Below are 21522 nucleotides of genomic sequence, written 5' to 3' on the forward strand. Positions count from 1 at the left end.
GCCCTCACGACGTACCTGGAGGCACCCATGCCCGAGTTGTCCCGACGAAACGTCCTGGCCGCGGCCGGAGCCACAGCGGCGGCGACCGCGCTGAGCGTCACCACCGCACAGGCCGCACCGGACGGCACCGCACCGGCCGCGCCGGGACCCGGCCACGGCGGCGACGCCATGCGTCTGTGGTACCGGGCCCCGGCGGGGGAGTGGCTGGAGGCACTGCCGGTCGGCAACGGCCGGATCGGCGCCATGGTCTTCGGCGGTACGGACACCGAACGGCTGCAGCTCAACGAGGACAGCCTGTGGGCCGGCGGTCCGCACGACTACGCCCGTCCGGGCGCCGTGGAACACCTGGAGGAGATCCGCCGCCTGGTGGTGGAGGAGAAGTGGAACCAGGCGCAGAGACTGATCGACGCCGAGTTCCTCGGCAGCCCCTCCGAGCAGGTCGCCTACCAGGTGCTCGGCGACCTGGAACTCGCCTTCACCGGCACCGGCGAGGTCAGCGGCTACGAACGCGAGCTGGACCTGGAGACCGCCGTCGTCCGCACCGGATACACCCGCGGCGGCGTACGTCATGTGCGTGAGGTCTTCGCCAGCGCCCCCGACCAGGTCGTCGTGGTCCGGATGACCGCGGACACCCCCGGCTCCATCGGCTTCACCGCCCGGTTCACCACCCCTCAGCGGGCGAGCGACTCGGCCGTCGACGAGCACACCATCGCGCTCGACGGCGTGAGCGGCGACTGGTACGGCCTGCCCGGCTCGGTCCGCTTCCGCGCGCTGGCCCGGGCCGAGGCCGAGGGCGGACGGGTACGCACCGACCAGGGGACCTTGACCGTCGAGGGCGCCGACACGGTCACCCTGCTCATCTCCATGGCGACCAGCTACCGCAACTACCTCGACGCCGGTGCCGACCCGGTGGCGCGTGCCCGCCACCACCTGACCCCGGCCGCCGGCAAGCCCTACGAGAAACTGCTCTCGCGGCACGTGGACGACTACCGGCGGCTGTTCAGCCGGGTGGCCATCGACCTCGGCCCCTCGGGGCGGACCGGTCTGCCCACCGACCAGCGCATCCCCCTCTTCGCCGACGGCAAGGACCCGCAGCTGGCCGCGCTCTACTTCCAGTACGGCCGCTACCTGCTGGCCTCCTGCTCCCGCTCGCCGGGCCAGCCCGCCAACCTCCAGGGCCTGTGGAACGACAGCATGAACCCGGCCTGGGAGTCCAAGTACACCGTCAACATCAATTTCGAGATGAACTACTGGCCGGCCGGCCCCGGCAACCTCGCCGAGTGCTGGGAGCCCGCCGTGCGGATGGTGCACGAACTGGCCGAGTCCGGCACCCGCACCGCCAAGCAGCTGTACGGAGCGCCGGGCTGGGTGATGCACCACAACACGGACGGCTGGCGCGGGACCGCGCCGGTGGACTTCGCGCAGTACGGCATGTGGCCGACCGGCGGCGCGTGGCTGTGCGTGATGCTGTGGGACCACTACCAGTTCACCGGCGAGACCGGCATGCTCGCCCGCAACTACCCGGTGATGAAGGGCGCGGTGGAGTTCTTCCTCGACGCGCTGGTGGTGGACGCCAAGACCGGCTGGCTCGTCACCAACCCCTCGCAGTCCCCCGAGGTCACCCACCACCAGGACGAGGGCGAGAGCGTCACCGTCTGCGCCGGTCCCACCATGGACATGCAGCTGCTGCGGGACCTCTTCGACGCCTTCCGGCAGGCCGCCAAGGTGCTCGACCGCGACCCCGGGCTCGTCGAACGGGTCAGCGAGGTCCGCGACCGTCTCGCCCCCACCCGGATCGGCTACCTCGGCCAGATCCAGGAGTGGCTGGAGGACTGGGAGGAAGCGGCGCTGGTCCGCAGCCGCCACGTCTCGCACCTCTACGGTCTCTTCCCGAGCGCGCAGATCACCCCGCGGGGCACTCCGGAACTGGCCGAGGCGGCGGCCAGGAGCCTGGAGCTGCGGGGAACGGCGGGCCAGGGCTGGTCCCTCGCCTGGAAGATCAACATGTGGGCCCGGCTGCTGGACCCGGCGCGCGCCTACAAGCACCTGTCGGACCTGCTCACCCCGGCGCGCACCGCGCCCAACCTCTTCGACCTGCACCCGCCGTTCCAGATCGACGGCAACTTCGGCGGCGTGTCCGGCATCACCGAGATGCTGCTGCAGAGCCACGCCGGCGAGATCGATCTGCTGCCCGCCCTTCCCGAGGCCTGGCCGACCGGCTCCTTCCGGGGGCTGCGGGCCCGCGGCGGCTTCGAGGTCGACCTGGAGTGGACGGCGGGCACCGTCACGCACGCCGAGGTGCGGTCCCTGCTCGGCAACCCGGTGCGCATCCGCACCCCGCACCCGGTGGACGTCGAGGGCGCCGACGCCGGCCGCCCGGAGAAGTGTGTGGTGTCCTTCGCCACTCGCCGGGGCGGCCGGTACCGGCTGAGCTCAGCCGGCCAGTAGCGGCATCCACACCCGCATCGCGCCGTCGCCGCGGTTGTCCCACTGGAAGTAGGGCACCGCGGTGGCGGTGACGGGACGCTCGGCGTCCACGGCGTCCGTGCCGCCGAGGGTGCGGTAGGGCAGCCCGTCCTGGTGCCGGCCGGTGACGGCCGCCGCCCGGGTCCGCAGGGCCACGGTGGGGCCGACGCCGGCCAGGTCGTCGTGCGCGACCTCCTCGAACACGGTGTCCGGGGAGAGTGCCAGGTCGTCGACCGCGACGCCGTCCTGCTGGTCGGTCTGCTCGAAGCAGTAGACCAGCGGGCCGCGTTCGACGGCCGCGCAGCCGCGCACGGCGTCGATCCGCGGGTGCGGCAGGGTCAGCCGGGGGGTCAGGTCCAGGTGCAGGACCACCGTGTCGCCGGGCTGCCACGACCGGAGCAGCACGGCGTACCCGTGCTCGTCCGCGGTGACCGCGGCACCCTTCTCGTCCGGCGTGTCCAGCCGGGTGCGGGTGCTCCACGGCGGTATGCGGAGCGCGAGCGCCCAGGGTCCCGAGGGCGCCTCGGTGACGGTGACCTCGACGGTGCCGCGCCAGGGGTAGTCCGTCCGCACCCGCAGGCCCAGCCGGCCGTCGGCGAACGGGCAGGCCAGCGTGACCGACGTGTACTGCTGCAGGTGGAGGGTGGGCACCCCGGCGTGTTCGGAGACGGTCGCCGCGTAGTGCTCCAGCGAGCCGACGAGGCGGGTCACGGCCGGCGGGCAGCAGGCGGAGAAGAACCACTCGTCGCGGCACCGCGGGTCACCGACCGCCTCGGCGTGGTCGGGGCGCCGTTGCAGCGGGTTGCCCTTGTAGTACGTCCTGCCGTCGTCGGAGCGCGCCGCGGCGAACGCGTTGAGGAGCGTGCGCTCGATGAGATCCGCGTAGCGGGCCCGGCCCGTGGCGAGCAGCAGCCGCCAGCTCCACTGGATGCTCGCCGCCGAGGCGCACGTCTCGTTGTACGACAGGTCCGGCGGCAGTTCGTAGCGTTCGCCGAACACCTCGCCCACCTGGCGGGAGCCGAGGCCGCCGGTCAGCGAGGTCCGGGTGGCCACCATGTCCTCCCAGCGGCGCGCCGACGCCGCGAGCAGCGACGCGTCGCCCGTCTCCGTGGCGACGTCCACGACGCCGGCCTCCAGGTAGAGCGCGCGGACGGCGTGTCCGGTGAGGGCCGGTGCCTCGCGCACCGGCAGATGGTCCTGGCGGTGGCGCGCGCCGTGCTTGTGCCGGCCGACCAGGCCGCGGCCGCGGCGCTCGACCAGCGCGGACGCCAGCGCGAGGTGCCGCTCCTCGCCCGTGACCCGGTACAGCTCGACCAGGGCGGTCTCCACCTCGGGATGGCCGTCGAGACCGGGACCCGCGCCGTCCAGGAAGACCTCGGCGAGGTGGCCGGCGAGGCGGCGGGCCACGCCCAGCAGCCGGGTGTCCGAGGTCGCCCGGTGGGCGGCCACCGCCGCCTGCATCAGGTGCCCCGCGCAGTACAGCTCGTGGCTGTCGACCAGCCTGGTGTAGCGCCCGCCCGGTTCCGCCACCTGGTAGTGGGAGTTCAGGTAGCCGTCGTCCTGCTGGGCGCGTTCCAGCAGGTCCGCCGTCCGGCCGAGGAAGTCCGCGAGGTCCGCGTCGCCCTCGTGCTGGAGCTCCCACGCGGCGGACTCCAGCACCTTGTACACGTCGGAGTCCATGTAGACCGGTCCCCGGTACCGGCCGTCCGTCTCGCCGGCGGCGATGCGGAGGTTGTCCAGGTTCCCCGCCCGCTCCAGCCACTGCCGGGCGAGCGGCAGGCTGACGGCGCGGTTGACGTCCCGCCACCGGCGCCACAGGCCGCCGGTGAGCTCGGTGCGTTCCAGGTGCAGCGGACGGTGCGCGGAGTGAGCTGTGCCGGTGGGAACCGCGGGTCCCGACATGGTCACCTCTGGATTCTGGGCCGGCCCTAGATCCTGGGCCGGGCGAGGAAGGCGATGGTCTGGTCACGGACCCGCAGGATGTGGGCCTCCAGCAGGTCCCGGGCCGCCTGCCGGTCACCGCGCTCGAGCGCGTCGACCACGGCCCGGTGTTCGCCCACGGCCGTGTTCAGCCGGGACGCGGTGATGGGGGCTTCCATGCCGGTGCGCGTCACATGGATGCTGAGGTGCAGGTCGTCGTGGAGCTCCAGCAGCCGGGGCAGACCCCCGAGCTCGACCACGGCGCGGTGGAAGCGGCTGTCGTTCTCCCGGAAGTCGATGTACCGCGTGTGGTCCTCGACCGACAGGCGGGCCAGTTCGTCGGCCTCGTCCACCAGTTCGCGCAGACGGGCCGGCGGCTCGCGGTCGGTGCGCTCCGCGAACAGCCGCAGGGCGTGCGACTCGAGCATCAGCCGCAGTTCGAACAACTCGTAGATGCTGGAGAGCGAGGGGATGGCGACGGTGAATCCGGCGACCGGGTCGTAGGCCAGCAGACCGCGCTCGTAGAGGCGCCCCACCGCGCTGCGCACCGGGGTGCGGCTCATGCCCAGGCGCCGGGCGAACTCCCGGACCGGGACGGGCTGGCCCGGCGCCGGGTGCTCCTTCGTCAGCCAGTCCACCAACGCCTGGCGCGCCCGGTCCTCCAGGCTCTCCTCGGACGCCGGCGCTGTCGACGACGCGGCCGGTTCCTGCCGGGCCGATGCCGCTTTCGGTGGGGTCATGCCGTCCTCCTGGCACTCCGCGACTGCTGTCCGGGCCACCGTATCGTCCGGTCAGCGCGCCCGGACTCATGGTATGCCACTGGTAGGCGGAGTGTCTGCCGGTTCGGGCGACGCCGTGTGAATCCCTGCGCGCCGCGAACGGGCCGGCGCACCCGGCGCGGGCCCCCCGGCGAGGCGGGTACAGCGGGGTCGGAGCGGTCCTCGGAGTCAACTCGTGCCTCCGGCAATGGGCTTCACTCCGGCAAGGGGGGTGTTCAGTGAGTGACTCATGTGCTTCCATCGCTGGCATGCCATAGGTATGCCGACGAGGAGTCGTCCTGTGCGATCTATGTTCAGTCAGCTTGTTTCCCGTGTGCGCCCGCTGCTGCGCACCGGCCCGGTCCTGGCCCTTCTGCTGGCCCCGGCCGTCGTCGCCCCGCCGGCCGCGGCCGACGCGACCGGCGGCGCCGCGGGGGGCCGGCCGGTGTCCGCGGCACCGAACGGTACGGCGCGGGCCGTCTGCGCCGACACCCCCTTGCGCCTCGCCTTCGACTCGGCCGTCCAGCTCGGCACGGAAGGCCGTCTGACCGTGCACCGCGCCGACGGCAGCGCCGCGGACACCGTCGACCTCGCCGACCCGGCGACGTACCGGCGGACCGTCGGAAACGCGCGCTCCGACTACGGCGAACCGCACCTGTGGACCTACGAGCCGGTCGTCGTCACCGGCCGCACCGCCACCGTCCTGCTGCACCGCACCCTGGAGGCGGGCCAGGAGTACTACGTCACCGTCGAGCCCGGCTTCTTCCGTGGCCACCGGGGCATCACCTCGCCGCACGCCTGGCGCTTCCGCACCGCGGACGCACCGCCACGCGGCACCCGGCGCCTGCGCGTGGACGCCCGCGGCACAGGTGACTTCTGCACCGTCCAGGGCGCCGTCGACTCCGTGCCGGAGGGCAACCGCGCCGAGGTGCGCATCGACGTGGCCCCCGGCACCTACCGGGAGATCGTCTACGTCGGACCGACCCGGCCCCATCTGCGGATCCGTGGCGCCGGGGCGGGCCGCACCGTCATCGGCTACCCGAACAACAACCTGCTCAACGGCGACTCCGCGATGGCCGGCGTGCCACCCGAGCAGAGCTACTGCCCACGCCGCGTCCTGCCGGACCCCGACCGCTTCAACTGCTGGCGCGCGGCCTTCGGAGCCGACGCCGACGACTTCCGGCTGAGCGACCTCACCGTCCACAACCTCACCCCCAAGGGCGGATCGCAGGCCGAGGCCTTCCGTGGCAACGGCGACCGCATCGTCCTCGACGGGGTACGCGTACTCAGCTTCCAGGACAGCCTGCGGCTCCAGGGCAGGGCGTTCGTCACCGACTCCTACATCGAGGGCAACGTCGACTTCTTCTGGGGCACCGGAGGCGTCTTCGTCCGGGACTCCGAGCTCAAGTCGCTGGACATCGGCTACATCAGCCAGATCCGCAACGCACCCGACGCGCCCGGCGCCGTCCTCGTGAACACCAGGCTCACCCGTGCGGACTCCGTACCCGACGGCAGTGTGCTGCTCAGCCGCATCGACAGCCGCTTCCCCGCGAGCCAGGCCGTCTTCGTCGACACGGCCATGGATTCCCACGTGGCACCGGTCGGCTGGGGCCTGACCGGCTTCGACTGCTCGGCCGGGCAGCGGCTGCGCTTCTGGGAGTACGGCAGCACGGACCTGAGCGGCGCGCCGGTGGACACCGGCGACCGGCTCTCGTGCTCGCGGCAGCTGTCCGCCGCCGAGGCGCGCGAGTGGCGCGACCCGGCCCGCCTGCTGGACGGCTGGGACCCGGCCGCCGCACCCGACCACACCCGACACCACTGAGGGGCCGTCATGCCACCTGTCAGCCGCAGATCCCTGTTCCTCACCGCGGGCGCCGCCGCGACCGCCGCCACGCTCGCGGGTACCGGCCCGAGCGGCACGGCGTCCGCGCAGGGGATGCCGCCGGGCGGCCGCCCGCCGGCCCGGCCGCGCCCGGTCGCCCCCGTCGACCAGGAGGTGGCCCGGGCCCACGGCATCGACTACCGGGCCCTGCCGCAGCAGGTCGTCGGCGTCGACGTCGAGCAGCTGATGACCGTGCACACCGAGGCGGACACCGAGCGTCTGCGGCAGCTGCTCGTCGCCGAGGTGTGGAAGTCCGCCGACGGGCGGCTGCCGCAGACCCTGCCCGAGGTGGAGCAGGGCGTCACCGCGCCCGAGCTGCCCGCCTTCACCGGCGTGCGGCGCACCGACCGGCTCACCGTGCACCTGCCGTACGGTCTGCGGTCCGTGGTCCACCTGGTGCTGCCGCGCCGCGCCGCCGCCCACGGACGCTTCGCCCTGTACCACAACGGCCACGGCGAGACACCCGAGACCATGCAGCGCACCGCGCAGGCACTCCTCGACGCCGGCTACGGCGTGCTGCTGTGCGCGATGCCCTTGTACCACTGGAACCCGAAGCAGCTGCAGAGCCCCACCGACCCCGGCACCCTGGTGACCCCCGAGTCCCACAACGACCTGGGGCCGTGGGAGACCGAGACCTTTTCCACCCTCCGCTTCTTCCTGGAGCCGCTCGCGGTGGCGGTCAACCACGTGTCCCGGACCTACCGGCCCTCGTCCCTGCAGATGATCGGTCTCTCCGGCGGTGGCTGGACCGCCACCGTGTACCCGGCCCTCGATCCCCGCATCACCCGCAGCTATCCGACGGCCGGTTCGCTGCCGTTCTTCCTGCGCTCGGCGCCGCCCAAACCGAGCCCCACCACCGGCGACTGGGAGCAGCGCCTGGACAGGCACCCGGTGTTCTACGGCATCTGCGACTTCCCCGACCTCTACGCCCTGGCGTCCGTCGGGCGGCACCGCCGGCAGATGCAGATCCTCAACCGCTTCGACGCCTGCTGCTTCAACGGCGTGGGGCACCGCAGCTACGAACCGGTGGTGCGCCAGCGGATCCAGGTCATCGGCAACGGCCACTGGGAACTCCTGGAGGACGCCACCCACGGAGAACACACCATCAGCCCCCACGCCCTCGACGTGATCCTGTGGGACCTCGACGTGAACTGCGCCGACGAGCCCTGAGACGACCCGTGTCGCCCGGACGGCGCGACACCCCGACCGGCCCGACTCCCTCGACCCCTCAAGGAGAAGCCACGCCATGAATCCCCTGAACGGCCACGCCACCGGCAGGAGCGACGACACGGACAGACGCCTGGGACGCCGCGCCTTCGTCGTCGGCGCCGGGGCCCTGATCGGTACGGCGGCCCTGCGCATGCCGTCCGCGCAGGCCGCCGACAAGCTCGCCGCGGCGGCCGACGCCGCGGGCGACGTCCTCGCCTTCCCCGGGGCGGAGGGCGGCGGCCGCTATGCCACGGGAGGCCGGGGCGGCTCGGTCTACGAGGTCACCACCCTCGCCGACTCCGGGCCCGGGTCGCTGCGCGACGCCGTCTCCGGCAGCGACCGTACCGTCGTCTTCCGGGTGTCGGGGAACATCGAGCTCAAGGGCGGCCTGGACATCACCGGGTCGAACCTCACGATCGCCGGCCAGACCGCGCCCGGCGACGGCATCTGCGTCGTGGGCAACGAGACGAAGGCGAAGGACGTCGAGAACATCATCCTCCGGCACCTGCGCTTCCGTGGCACGGACACCCTCGGCACGCCCATCGACACCTTCGGCATGGAGCGCTGCCGCAACGTCATCATCGACCACTGCTCCTTCAGCTGGGCGGTCGACGAGGTCTGCTCGCCGTACGGCAACGAGAACTTCACCATGCAGTGGTGCATCATCGCGGAGGGCCTCGCGATGTCCGCCCACGAGAAGGGCCGGCACGGCTACGGCGGACTGTGGGGCGGCGACAACGTCACCTACCACCACAACCTGCTGGTGCACCAGGGCGGACGCAACCCGCGCTTCAGCTTCGTCGAGGACGTGCCCCAGCGGGCCGACCACCGCAACAACGTCATCTACAACTACGGCTTCACCTCCTGCTACGGAGGGGAGTGGGCCGACGGCGTCAACATGGTCGGCAACTACTACAAGCCGGGTCCCGACACGCTCGCCGGCATCGCGCCGGTCATCGTCGCGCCCAACCGCGGCGGCATCTGGCACGTCAGCGGCAACGTCATAGAGGGCCACTCCGACATCACCGCGGACAACACCCGCGGCGTCGACTTCCCGGCCGGCGGGGTCACCCTGCGCGAGGCGCCGCTCGACTTCCCCGACCCCATCGAGGCGCAGTCGGCCAAGGACGCCTACCAGGCCGTGCTGGACGGCGCCGGAGCCACCCTGCCGCGCCGCGACGCCGTCGACGCACGCGTCGTGGCCGACGCGCGCCAGGGCACCGGACGCATGATCAACTCACAGAAGGCGGTCGGCGGGGTCGTCCCGCTCGCCTCGGCACCGGCCCCCAGGGACAGCGACCACGACGGCATCCCCGACGACTGGGAGAAGGCGCACGGCCTGGCGAAGAACGACGCAGCCGACGGCAGCACCATCGACCCGGCCACCGGCTACAGCCACCTGGAGCTGTACCTGAACTCCCTGCGCCGTACCGGTGCGGCCAACCCCGTCGTGACGCTGACCGCGCCGGCCATCGACACCGTGCTGACCTCGGCCGCCGGCACCCACGACATCACCCTGCGCGCCGAGGCGCAGGCCCAGGACGGCGCGACCATCGCGTCGGTGGCCTTCTACGCCGACGACCAGAAGGTAGGCGAGGCCACCTCCGCGCCGTACGAGGCCGTCTGGAAGGGGGCACCGCAGGGCACCCACCACCTCACCGCGCGCGCCACCGACAGCACGGGCACCTCCACGACGTCCAGCATGGTGCCCGTGCACGTCAACCGGGAGACCGCGCTGGGCAGCTGGACCGCCACGGACATCGGCAAGGTGCCCGTCGCGGGAGCCTCCGCCCTGGACCGCGGCGTGTTCACCCTGCGCGGGTCCGGCAAGCTCAAGGGGCGCAAGGACTCGTGCCGGTTCGTCCACCAGAGCGTCGACGCCCCCGGCGACGAGGTCGTGGAACTGATCGCCCGCCTGGACTCCCTCAGCGTCGTCTACCAGGACGTCCTCGCGGGCATCATGATCCGCGAGAACCTCACCCCCGACTCGCCCTTCAACGCCCTGGGCATCTACATCGCCGAGGGCGGCATCAAGGCCGTCGTGAAGCGCATCCACGCCAACGGCACCGAGATGAGCGTCGGCACGTACCCGTACGACGAGGACGAGATGCTCGACGACAAGCCGTACTGGCTGCGCATCACCCTGCGCGGCGACGAGTTCACCTCGGAGATCTCACCGGACTCCCTCCAGTGGACACGCGTCGGCTACGAACGGATCCCGATGGGCGACAAGGTCTACGCGGGCCTGTTCGTGGACGGGAACAAGGAGGCCAACGCCGTCTCGAACTACGTGACCGCGACCTTCAGCCAGGTGAAGATCAACCACTAGCCGCCGCACGCGGCACTCTTTCGGGCCCGGCACCGTTCCTTGGTATGCCGCAGGTGGACCGGGCCTGACGGACGTTCACCCCAGCCGGTCATTGCCTGTGCCCCAGGGGTTGACGGCCACCGGGGTACTCAACAGACTCGTGGCATACCACCGACATGCCGCAAGGCGAGGTATTCATGCCGAGACATGCGCTCCACGGGATCATCGCACCGACCGTGTCACCCATGAACGCCGCGGGCACCCTGGACCGGTCCTCGCTGGAACGGCACCTGACCACACTGATCGACGCCGGGGTCCACGGACTGTGGATCAACGGGACGACCGGCGAGTTCCACGCGCTCGACCACGACGAACGCACGCTCGCCGTCGCTGTCGCCGCCAAGACCGCGGGCGGCCGGATCCCCGTGATCGCGCATGTCGGCGACGCCGCGACCGCGTCCACCGTGCGCCACGCCCTCGCCGCGGTGGACGCCGGGGCCGACGAGATCGCCGTCATCGCCCCGTACTTCGCCGGCTACGGACGTGAGGAACTGCGGGACCACTACCGTGCCGTGGCCCGTGCCGTGGGCTTCCCGGTCATCGCCTACCACATGCCCCAGCTCACCCGGTCGGCCCTGACCGTCGACTGCGTGCTCGACCTCACCCGTGAGGGCGTGCTCCGCGGCATCAAGGACAGTGCCGGCGACATGACCTGGCTGCGGCAGCTGCTGAACCGCCTCGACCGGCACGGCCTCGACCTGCGCTGCTTCACCGGCGGCAGCAGCCTCACCGACCTGTCCCTGTACGCGGGCGCCGCCGGAGCCACCTCCTCGCTCGCCAACGTGACGCCCCGCCACCTGGTCGCCCTGTACGAGGCGGCCCGCTCCGGCGACTGGCCGCGCGCCCGGATGCTCCAGGAGCAGCTGGAGGAGCTGCTCGACCTGATGCGCGCCGCCCGCCGCGAACCCACCCTCTCCGCGATCGTCAGCACCTTCAAGTTCGTCCTGGCGGCCCTCGGCCGCATCGATGACGCCCATGCCGCCGACCCGCTGGCGCGCCCCGACGCCGAGGAACGGCGCCGCCTGGCCGCGACCGTGGTTCCCAGGGTCCGCGAGCTGGAAGCGGCAGCTCACGCAAAGGAGCGTGGACATGACTCCTGACCGCACACCGTCCCCCTCGCACCGCGGCGTGCTCGACCGGCGCACGCTCCTGCGGGCGGGCGGCGGCTTCCTGGTGGCCACGTCACTGGCGGGCTGCGGGTTCTTCGACACCGACCCCGACGACGGCAGCAGCGGTGGCGGCGGGGGAGCGAAGGGCAAGGAAGCGCCTTCCCTGAAGGAGAAGGCGGACGCCGGCAAGCTGCCCAAGGTCCAGGACCGTCTCCCCGCCGCCCCCCTGGTGGTCGAGCCCCTCGAGGAGACCGGCGCCTACGGCGGCACCTGGCACTCCGCGATGATCACCCAGGAGGACATCGGCTGGCTGAGGTTCAGCCTGGGCTACGAGCCGCTGGTGCGCTGGGCGCCCGAGTGGGAGGGCGTCACCAAGACGGACATCCTGCCCAACGTCTGCGAGAAGTACGAAGTCGTGGACGGGGGGAAGGAGTTCGTCTTCCACCTGCGCAAGGGCCTGAAGTGGTCCGACGGCAGGCCGGTCACGGTGGACGACTTCGCCTTCGCCTTCACCGACTACAACACCGACCAGCAACTGCACCAGTACGGCGTGTACGAACTCTGGCTGTCCCGGTCCGGGAAGCCCGCCCGCTTCGAGATCGTGGACGACCTCACCGTGAAGTACGTCTACGAGGAGCCCAAGCCGGGCTTCCTCGAGGAGATCGCGGGCACGACGGGCGTGTACATGGTGCTGCCCAAGCACTACTTCGAGAAGTACCACATCAAGTACAACAAGGACGCGAACGCGGTGGCGAAGAAGGCCGGCTCCGCCGACTGGATCAACCACATGGAGATCATCGCCGAGCCGTGGAACAACCCGGCGATGCCCACCCTCAACGCCTGGATCGCCAGGAACGCGGCCACCAAGGGCAGCCAGGTCGTCTGCGAGCGCAATCCCTACTACTGGAAGACCGACCCGGACGGCAGCCAGCTGCCGTACATCGACAAGGTCATCGTGCAGATCCTGGAAGAGGTGGAGGTCGAGGTCCTCAAGATCTCCAACGGCGACCTGGACATGCAGCTCTACCAGTTCGGCACGGTGCGCAACAAGCCGGTCGTCTCCCGCAACCGCACCAAGGGCGGCTACCGCCTCGTCGACGTCGAGCCCGACGCCGCCAACACGATGATCATCGGGTTCAACCGGACCCACAAGGACAAGAAGAAGCGCGCCCTCTACGGCGACAAGAACTTCCGCATCGGGCTCTCCCACGCCATCAACCGGCAGAAGATCATCGACACGGTCTTCGCCGGGCAGGGCAAGCCCTGGCAGGCCGGCCCCAACGAGGGCAACGAGCTCTACGACAGGGAACTCGGCACCCAGTACACCGAGTACTCCGTGGCGAAGGCCGACGAGTACCTGGACCGGGCCGGCCTGACCAGGCGCAACGGCGACGGCATCCGCCTCACCGAGGACGGCGACCCGGTCGCCTTCAGGGTCTTCGTCGTCTCCGAGATGGCCGATCTGGTCGACGCCCTGGACATGGTGCGCACCGACTGGCGCAAGGTCGGCGTGGACGCCACCATCTCGCGCATGGCCGAGACGCTGTACTGGGAACGGGTCGAGGCCGGCGAGTCCGAGGCGGCCGTCTGGGACTGCAACAACTTCGACATCCGCACCGGCACCGGAGGCAACCACTACTACCTGCCCAACAACCCGCGCGGCTCCTCCCGGTTCGGCGGTGAGTGGGCCAAGTGGTACTTCAGGGAGGGCAAGGACGGCGAGGAGCCTCCGGCCCGTATCAAGGAGCAGTTGCGGCTCTTCGACCGGATGCGCGCCACCTTCGACGCCGACGAGGCCCTCGCGCTCGCCCGGCAGATCCTGGAGATCACGAAGGAGGAGCTCTACTACATCGGCATCTCCACGCCGCCGAAGGACTACGGGATCGTCCGGACGAACATGGTCAACGTCCCCACGTCGTTCAACGCCACCGGCTTCCACCAGGCGCCCGGTCCCAGCAACCCGAGCACCTACTTCTTCAAGGGCAAGGCCTGACGGCCGGACGGGAGTGACGGGAATGCTCTCGTTCGTCACCCGCCGCCTCGGCTGGATGGTCCTCACCCTGGGGGCCATCTCCCTGGCGACGTTCTTCATCATCCAGCTGCCACCGGGCGACTACGTCTCCACGCTCCAGGCCAACGCCGAGGAGCGCGGCGAGGTGATGGGCCCGGCCGAGGCCGCGGCACTGCGCGACCGCTACGGGCTGGACCAGCCCTTCCTGACCCAGTACTGGAAGTGGATCAGCAACATCGTCCTGCACGGCGACTTCGGGCAGGCCTTCGCCTACAACAGCCAGCCGGTCTCCGACCTGATCTGGGACCGGGTGGCGCTCTCCTTCACCCTCTCCATCGCCACCATGTTGCTGATCTGGGCGATCGCCTACCCGATCGGCATCTACTCGGCCGTCAGGCAGTACTCCGCCGGCGACTACATCGCCACGTTCTTCGGCTTCGTCGGCATGGCCGTACCGGAGTTCATGCTGGCACTGGTGCTGATGTGGGCCGGCATGCGCTACTTCGGGATGAGTCCCGGCGGGCTGTTCTCGCCCGAGTACCAGGACGCCGCCTGGAACCTCGGCAAGGTGCTCGACCTGGCCTCGCACATCTGGCTGCCCATCGTGATCATCGCGGTGTCGGGCACCGCGGGTGCCATCCGCATCGCGCGCGCCAACCTCCTCGACGAGTTGTACAAGCCCTACGTCATGGCGGCCCGCGCCAAGGGCCTGCCCGAGTGGAAACTGCTGCTGAAGTATCCGTTCCGGATGTCCATGAGCCCGTTCTTCTCCACCGTCGGCTGGCTGCTGCCCGGCCTGATCAGCGGCGAGACGATCATCTCGATCGTGATGAACCTGCCGACGACCGGGCCGCTGCTGCTGGGCGGTGTCACCAACCAGGACATGTATCTGGTGGGCAGCTTCATCCTGATCCTGTCCACCCTCACCGTCATCGGCACCCTGATCAGCGACCTGGCCCTCGCCTGGTGGGACCCCAGGATCAGGCACAGCTACGAGGGAGGGTGAGCGGCCCATGCTGACCAAGACACCGCAGCCCGGAGAGGCGGCGCTCGCCGACGACGCACCCGTCGCCGGCGGGCAGGCCAGCCCCTGGCGGCTGGTGTGGCGCAGGTTCCGCAAGCACCGGCTCGCCATGGCCGGCGCGGTGATCGTGGTGATCGCCTACTTCGTGGTCGTCTTCGCCGAGGTCCTCGCACCCGGCTCGCCCAGCGCGACCGACGAGAAGCACACCTACGCGCCACCGCAGACGGTCAAGGTGGACCTCAGCTGGGACGACGGCCTGCGCTTCTACGCCAACGGGTACACGACCCGGCGCGACCCGGAGACCTTCGAGCAGATCCACACCGTCGACCCGGACCACCGGATCCCGCTGACGTTCTTCGCCAAGGGCGACTCCTACGAGATGTGGGGCCTGATCCCCTGGGACCGGCACCTGTTCGGCGCCGCCGACCCCGACGACAGGGTGTACTTCCTGGGCGCCGACCGCTCCGGCCGCGACGTGCTCTCCCGGATCATCCACGGGGCGCGGGTCTCGCTGTCGATCGGCCTCGTCGGTGTCGCCGTCAGCTTCTTCCTCGGGCTGCTCTTCGGCGGCATCTCCGGGTACTTCGGCGGCACACCGGACCTGCTGATCCAGCGCGTCATCGAGTTCCTGATGTCGATCCCGACGCTGCCGCTGTGGCTGTCGCTCTCCGCGGCCGTCCCCGACCAGTGGGGACCGCTGTCGCGGTACCTCGCCATCACCACCATCCTGTCGGTGATCGGCTGGACGGGCCTGGCGCGGGTGGTGCGGGGACGCTTCTTCTCCCTGCGCGAGGAGGACTTCGTCGTGGCCGCCCGCCTCGACGGCTGCGGACGCCGGCGGATCATCTTCCGGCACATGGTGCCGTCCATGTCGAGCCATGTGATCGCGTCGATCAGCATGGCCGTGCCCGGCATGATCCTCGGCGAGACGGCGATGAGCTTCCTCGGACTCGGCCTGCAGTCGCCCGCCGTCAGCTGGGGGGTGCTGTTGCAGGAGGCGCAGAACGTCCGCACCGTGGAGACCGCGCCCTGGCTGCTGATACCCGGCATCGCGGTGTTCGTCACCGTGCTGGCCATGAACTTCGTCGGTGACGGACTGCGGGACTCCGCAGACCCGTACAAGTAGGGGGCTTCGCGTGGACTCAGTGGACAGCGCGGGCGGTGGGGAGCGGTCCGGCCCCACCAAGGGCGGCACGCCGGTCGCCGACCGCCCGCTCCTCGAAGTGGAGGGCCTGCACACGCAGTTCCGGACGGACGACGGCCTGGTCCGGGCCGTGGACGGCGTCGACCTGACCGTCCGGCGCGGCGAGGTCCTCGCCGTGGTGGGGGAGTCGGGATGCGGCAAGAGCGTCATGGCCCGCTCGATCCTGCGCCTGATCGACAAGCCGGGGAGGATCACCGGCGGGCACATCCGCGTGCACACGGACGACGGGGTCGTCGACATGGCGACGGCCGAGGGGCCGGCCGTGCGCACCGTGCGCGGCAGGAAGGTCGCCATGGTCTTCCAGGAGCCCATCGCCGCGATGAGCCCCATGCACACCCTCGGCAACCAGCTCGGCGAAGCCGTCCGGCTGCACGAGGGCGTGGACAAGAAGGAGGCGCGCGCCCGCTCCGTCGAGCTCCTGCGCCGCGTCGGCATCCCCGCACCCGAGCGGCGCATCGACGAGTACCCGTTCCAGATGAGCGGCGGGATGCTGCAGCGAGCCATGATCGCCATGGCCCTGTCCTGCGGCCCCCAGCTGCTCATCGCCGACGAACCGACGACAGCCCTGGACGTGACCACCCAGGTACAGATCCTCGACCTGCTGCGCTCCCTCCAGCAGGAGACCTCGATGGCCGTCATGCTCATCACCCACGACCTCGGCGTCGCCGCCCAGATGGCGGACCGGGTGGCCGTGATGTACCTCGGCACCGTGGTCGAGGACGGCCCCGTCGAGGAGGTGTTCCGCGCGCCGCGCCACCCGTACACGAAGGCGCTGCTGAGGTCCGTGCCCACCCTGGGCTCCGGGTCGCGCGAGCGCCTGCGCCCCGTGCGGGGCATGGTGCCCCATGCCTACCGGCGACCGCCCGGCTGCCCCTTCCACCCGCGCTGCGACGAGTTCATGGCGGGCCGCTGCGACGTGACGGTCCCGTCACCGGTGCGGGCTCCCGGCCGTTCCGCGGCGGTGAGCTGCCTGCTGTACGAGGAGGACCCCGCATGACCGCCCCGCCCCCGGCCGCCGAGGCCGCCCGCACCCGGTCACCGCTGCTGCAGACGCACGGGCTGACCAAGCACTTCCCCATCCGCCGCGGGCTGCTGGGCCGCACCGTCGGACACGTGCGCGCCGTCGACGGCGTGGACCTGACCGTGCCCGCCGGCGGCACCGTGGCCCTGGTCGGCGAGTCCGGCTGCGGCAAGAGCACCCTGGGCCGCTGCCTCATGCGGGTGTTCGAGCCGACCTCCGGCGAGATCTCCTACCGCCGCGCCGACGGCACCCTGGTCGACCTCGCCGCGCTCGACGAACGGGCCCTGAAGCCGTACCGCAGCGAGATCCGCCTCGTCTTCCAGGACCCGTTCGCCTCGCTCAACCCGCGCATGACCCTGCTGCAGATCGTCGGCGAGCCGCTCCGCGTCAACCTGGGCCTCACCGCCGCCGAGACCGAGGAGCGGGTCGCGGAGCTGCTGCGCCGCGTCGGTCTGCGCCCGGAGTACCTGCGGCGCTACCCGAACGCCTTCAGCGGCGGCCAGCGTCAGCGCGTCGGCATCGCCCGCGCCCTGGCGCTCGCGCCGCGCCTCGTCGTCGCCGACGAGGCGGTCAGCGCACTCGACGTGTCGGTGCGGGCCCAGATCCTCAACCTGCTCAAGGACCTCCAGGACGAGTCCGACCTGACGTACCTCTTCATCTCGCACGACCTGGGCGTCGTGGAGTACATGGCCGACGAGATCGCGGTCATGTACGTGGGCCGGGTCGTGGAGACGGGGGCCACCGGCGACCTGTACGGCCGGCCGCTGCACCCCTACACCGAGGCACTGCTGTCCGCCGTGCCCGACCCCGACCCGTGGGCCCGGCGACGGGAGCGCGTGGTGCTGCGCGGTGAGGTGGCCGACGCCTCCGCCGTGCCCCCGGGCTGCCCGTTCCACCCGCGCTGCTTCTACGCGCGCGACCGCTGCCGCACCGAGGTGCCCGCCCTGCGGCAGATCGCGCCGGGCCGGACGGCGGCCTGCCACTTCGCCGGAGAACTGGAACTGAAGGGAGTCGACGGAACATGAACGAACGGACATCCGGGAGCGGCCGGGCGGAGGGCGGTCCGGCGGGGCACGACCCGCGGTTCGACGGCGTCCTGCGCACCCGCGCGGGCGACCCCGCCGTCCGGGAGGCACTGCTGCCCGCCCCGCACCCGGGCGACAGCCACGCCGCGAGCCTTCTCGAACTCGACGACGGCGACCTGCTGTGCGCCTGGTTCAACGGACCAGAGGAGGGCGACCGCGACACCAACGTCGTCCTGTCCCGGCTGCCGCTGGGCACGGACCGCTGGACGGACCCCGTCGCGCTGTCCGCCGACCCGGACCGCGCGGAACAGAACCCCGTCCTCGCGCAGCGGCCCGACGGGACCGTGTGGCTCCTGCACCCCTCGAACGAGCCGCACGACCAGACGACGGCGCGTCTGGTCGCCCGCACCTCCGGCGACGGGGGCCGCACCTGGAGCGCGCCGCACGTCGCCCACGACGGCCCGGGCGTCTTCGTCCGCAACCCGCCCATCGACCCCGGTGACGGTTCCTGGCTGCTCCCCGCCTACCGCTGCCGTCCCGGCGCGGAGCACAGCACGGTGCTCATCAGCCAGGACGAGGGCGCCGGCTGGCAGGAGTACGACCTCGAGGGGAGCGATCACCTGGTCCAGCTGACCACCGTCCGCCGGCTCGACGGCTCGCTGCTCGGCCTGCTGCGCAGCCGCGCGGCCGACCGCGTGCACGCCGTGGTGTCCACCGACGCCGGCCGGACCTGGAGCCGGCCGGTCCCGACCGAACTGCCCAACAACAACTCGGCCGTCCAGCTCACCAGGCTGCGCAGCGGCGCGCTGGCGCTGATCTACAACCACGCGAGCCTGGAACGCGGCGAGTACCGCTGGGTCGGGAAGGGCGCCGGACGCCGCAAGAAGGCACTGCGCACCCCGCTCACGCTGGCCCTGTCCGACGACGACGGACGCACCTGGCCCTGGCGGCGCGACCTGCAGAGGGCCGACGACGAGTACTGGGACAACGAGTACGGCTACTCCTACCCGTGCGTCCTGCAGGGCCGGCGCGACGGCGCGCTGCACATCGCCTACTCCTTCCTCCGCAAGACGATCAAGCACATGACGGTGACGGAGGACTGGGTCAGGCAGGCCCGCCCGTGACCCCCGGCGCACCCGTGGAACGATGGGGCACCTTCGAACTGACGCTGCGCGGCCCCGAGGACGGCAACCCCTACCAGGATGTCGCGTTCGGCGCCGACTTCCGTCACGGTCACCGCGTGGTGCACGCCGACGGCTTCTACGCCGGCGACGGCGTCCACCGGGTGCGGTTCATGCCGGACCGGGAGGGCGAGTGGACGTACACCACGCGTTCCACCGCGCCCGCACTGGACGCGGTGGAGGGCGGCTTCACCTGCACACCGCCCGGGCCGGGCAACCACGGCCCGGTCCGGGTCGCGGGTCCACACGCCTTCCGGTACGCCGACGGCACGCCGTACCTGCCCTTCGGCACCACCTGCTACCACTGGACCCACGACGAGGACGAGGAACTGGAGGAGCGCACGCTGCGCACGCTCGCCGCGTCCCCCTTCAACAAGGTCCGCATGTGCCTGCTGCCGACCCGCGCGATGAACCCGCCCCGCCTCCCCTTCCCGGGCACCGCCCCGGGGCCGCCCCGGCCCGGCCGCCTGGACACGACCCGCTTCGACCCGGCGTTCTTCGCCCACTTCGAGCGGCGGGTACGCGATCTGCGGGACCTGGGCGTCGAGGCGGACGTCATCCTCTTCCACCCCTACGACCAGGGCCACTGGGGCGTGGACGACATGAGCCGGGACGAGGACCTGTTCCTCGTCCGCCACGTCGTCGCACGCCTCGCCGCCTACCGCAACGTGTGGTGGTCGATCGCCAACGAGTACGACTTCAACACCGCCAAGACGGTCGAGGACTGGGACCGCATCGGACAGTACGTGCAGCGGTCGGACCCGTACCAGCACCTGAGGTCCATCCACAACGGCACCCGCATGTACGAGTACGAACGGATCTACGACTTCCGCACCGCCTGGACCACCCACCAGTCCGTCCAGCACTGGGACGCCGAACTGGCCCCGGCGTGGCTCGAACGGGTCGCGAAGCCGGTGGTGATCGACGAGATCGGCTACGAGGGGATCCTCGGCCGCCGCTGGGGCAATCTGACGGGCCGTGCGCTGCTGCGGCAGTTCTGGCACGGCATGACCGCCGGCGCCTACGTCGGCCACGGCGAGTGCTATCCCGGGCGGGACGAGGACGACTCGGCCTGGATCTCCCGGGGCGGACGGCTGCACGGCGAGGTCACGTCCCGCATCGCGTTCCTGCGCCGGCTGTGGGAGGAGTCCCCCGGCGACGTGTTCGTCTACTTCGGTGACCGGTGCCACCGCCACCGCGACGTGCCCCTGCCGGAGGACGGCGGCCCCTTCGGCCTCGACCTGATCGACACCTGGAACATGACGGTGACCCCTCTGCCCGGCCCGCCGCGGGACGGCACGGTCCGCGTGCCGCTGGACCACCGCCCGGACCTGGCACTGCGCATCCGGAAGGCGACATGACACCGAACCCGCAGACGCCTACGGCGACGGCTCCGGCCCGCGGGCCCGTCCGTGTGCACGGCACCCGCTTCCGGCACGCCGACGGCGCACCCTTCCACCCCTGGACCACCAGCGTTCCGCAGGCCGACGAGGCGACGCTGCGGACGCTGGCGGGCTCGCCCTTCACCAAGGTGCGCATCCTGGACGCCACGCTCCCGCTGGACCGGCTCGAGCACCAGGTCCGGGCGCTCGGGGGACTGGGCGTGCAGGCGGAGGTCATGCTCCACGGGCGCGACATCCCCGAGACCGTCACCCGGCTCGCCGGTCAGCCCCACGTCTGGTGGTGCGCCCCGCCCGACCCGGAGGCGCAGACCGACATCCAGGAACACGACCACGGCCACCACCCGCTCACCGTGCACGGCCCGCCGGGCACCGACTTCGGCGCGCCCTGGATCACGCACGCCTCCGTGTGCCACCCCCAGACCCGGGCCGTGTCCCGCCTGGTCCAGGACCTGTGCAAACCCGTCCTCGTCGACGACTGCGGTGCCGAGGGGGACGACCCGGACGACCCCGAGCGCGCGCTGCCGGGACGGGAACTGGTCTCCCGGATCTGGGAGGCGGTGTGCCGCGGCGGCTACGCCGCGCACGCCGAGTCGTGGGGCCCCCGGCCCTGGAGCGGGGGCGGCGGGCGCCTCGCCGGCACCGCGGTGCGGCGCGTGGCCTTCCTGCGCGCTGTGTTGGAGGCGGCCCCGCCCGGCCTGGCGCACACCCCGGAGACCTACGACGCCTCGACCCTGGAGGCGCCCGGCGAGTACGTCCTGCAGTACCTGGGCCCGCACCGCTATCCCCGGCGCCCCTTCGACCTGCCGGCCGGCACCTGGCGCGTGGAGCTCCTCGACACCTGGAACATGACGGTCCGGACGCTGCACGACGCGTGCGGCACCGGCGCCGTCGTCGAGCTGCCCGCGGAGCCGTACCTCGCGGTACGGCTCCGCAGGCGGTGA

Annotated in this window: 15 protein-coding genes; 13 read left to right on the forward strand and 2 right to left on the reverse strand. The window is 71.6% G+C overall.

Annotated elements, in window-relative coordinates; all coding sequences use genetic code 11:
- The first annotated feature begins 27 nt into the window (after positions 1 to 27).
- Complete coding sequence (locus ACGF3H_RS15770; protein ID WP_362497141.1) at positions 28 to 2448, forward strand: glycoside hydrolase family 95 protein; 2421 nt, start codon at positions 28 to 30, stop codon at positions 2446 to 2448.
- Here ACGF3H_RS15770 and ACGF3H_RS15775 read toward each other — a convergent pair.
- Both ACGF3H_RS15775 and ACGF3H_RS15780 read right to left on the reverse strand, forming a co-directional pair.
- The gene (locus ACGF3H_RS15775) at positions 2434 to 4368 is read right to left on the reverse strand and encodes a beta-L-arabinofuranosidase domain-containing protein (protein WP_362497247.1); all 1935 of its coding nucleotides are present in this window, start codon (positions 4366 to 4368) and stop codon (positions 2434 to 2436) included. The genes ACGF3H_RS15770 and ACGF3H_RS15775 overlap by 15 nt on opposite strands.
- A 26-nt stretch (positions 4369 to 4394) precedes the next feature.
- Positions 4395 to 5126 carry a GntR family transcriptional regulator gene (locus ACGF3H_RS15780; protein ID WP_362497143.1) on the reverse strand — a complete coding sequence of 244 codons (732 nt, stop codon included), beginning with the start codon at positions 5124 to 5126 and terminating at the stop codon, positions 4395 to 4397.
- A 328-nt stretch (positions 5127 to 5454) separates the two neighbouring features.
- On the opposite strand from ACGF3H_RS15780, the gene ACGF3H_RS15785 reads away from it, so the two are divergent.
- The 12 genes from ACGF3H_RS15785 (at position 5455) to ACGF3H_RS15840 (ending at position 21522) form a co-directional block, all read left to right on the forward strand.
- Positions 5455 to 6966, forward strand: coding sequence for a pectinesterase family protein (locus ACGF3H_RS15785; RefSeq protein WP_362497250.1), 1512 nt, complete (start codon positions 5455 to 5457; stop codon positions 6964 to 6966).
- 9 nt (positions 6967 to 6975) lie between these two features.
- Complete coding sequence (locus ACGF3H_RS15790; RefSeq protein ID WP_362497145.1) at positions 6976 to 8196, forward strand: hypothetical protein; 1221 nt, start codon at positions 6976 to 6978, stop codon at positions 8194 to 8196.
- A gap of 76 nt (positions 8197 to 8272) precedes the next feature.
- Positions 8273 to 10564 carry an Ig-like domain-containing protein gene (locus ACGF3H_RS15795; RefSeq protein WP_362497148.1) on the forward strand — a complete coding sequence of 764 codons (2292 nt, stop codon included), beginning with the start codon at positions 8273 to 8275 and terminating at the stop codon, positions 10562 to 10564.
- 176 nt (positions 10565 to 10740) lie between these two features.
- Positions 10741 to 11703, forward strand: a complete 963-nt coding sequence (locus ACGF3H_RS15800) for a dihydrodipicolinate synthase family protein (RefSeq protein ID WP_362497151.1) — start codon at positions 10741 to 10743, stop codon at positions 11701 to 11703.
- Positions 11693 to 13705: an ABC transporter substrate-binding protein gene (locus ACGF3H_RS15805; protein WP_362497153.1), complete on the forward strand. Its 2013-nt coding sequence runs from the start codon at positions 11693 to 11695 to the stop codon at positions 13703 to 13705. The genes ACGF3H_RS15800 and ACGF3H_RS15805 overlap by 11 nt, the downstream gene beginning before the upstream one ends.
- 22 nt (positions 13706 to 13727) lie before the next feature.
- Positions 13728 to 14729, forward strand: a complete 1002-nt coding sequence (locus tag ACGF3H_RS15810; RefSeq protein ID WP_362497156.1) for an ABC transporter permease — start codon at positions 13728 to 13730, stop codon at positions 14727 to 14729.
- A 7-nt stretch (positions 14730 to 14736) separates the two neighbouring features.
- Positions 14737 to 15873 (forward strand): ABC transporter permease, encoded by a 1137-nt coding sequence (locus ACGF3H_RS15815; RefSeq protein WP_362497159.1) that lies wholly within the window; start codon positions 14737 to 14739, stop codon positions 15871 to 15873.
- Positions 15874 to 15883: 10 nt separating this feature from the next.
- Positions 15884 to 16948 (forward strand): ABC transporter ATP-binding protein, encoded by a 1065-nt coding sequence (locus tag ACGF3H_RS15820; RefSeq protein WP_362497162.1) that lies wholly within the window; start codon positions 15884 to 15886, stop codon positions 16946 to 16948.
- Positions 16945 to 17997, forward strand: coding sequence for an oligopeptide/dipeptide ABC transporter ATP-binding protein (locus ACGF3H_RS15825; protein ID WP_362497164.1), 1053 nt, complete (start codon positions 16945 to 16947; stop codon positions 17995 to 17997). The genes ACGF3H_RS15820 and ACGF3H_RS15825 overlap by 4 nt, the downstream gene beginning before the upstream one ends.
- Positions 17994 to 19121 (forward strand): sialidase family protein, encoded by a 1128-nt coding sequence (locus tag ACGF3H_RS15830; RefSeq protein ID WP_362497166.1) that lies wholly within the window; start codon positions 17994 to 17996, stop codon positions 19119 to 19121. Before ACGF3H_RS15825 ends, ACGF3H_RS15830 begins: the two co-directional genes overlap by 4 nt.
- Positions 19118 to 20539, forward strand: coding sequence for a DUF5060 domain-containing protein (locus tag ACGF3H_RS15835; RefSeq protein ID WP_393587442.1), 1422 nt, complete (start codon positions 19118 to 19120; stop codon positions 20537 to 20539). The genes ACGF3H_RS15830 and ACGF3H_RS15835 overlap by 4 nt, the downstream gene beginning before the upstream one ends.
- Positions 20536 to 21522, forward strand: coding sequence for a DUF5605 domain-containing protein (locus ACGF3H_RS15840; protein ID WP_362497170.1), 987 nt, complete (start codon positions 20536 to 20538; stop codon positions 21520 to 21522). The genes ACGF3H_RS15835 and ACGF3H_RS15840 overlap by 4 nt, the downstream gene beginning before the upstream one ends.

Source organism: Streptomyces sp. NPDC048185, assembly GCF_043202495.1.
In the GTDB taxonomy this organism is placed as follows: domain Bacteria; phylum Actinomycetota; class Actinomycetes; order Streptomycetales; family Streptomycetaceae; genus Streptomyces.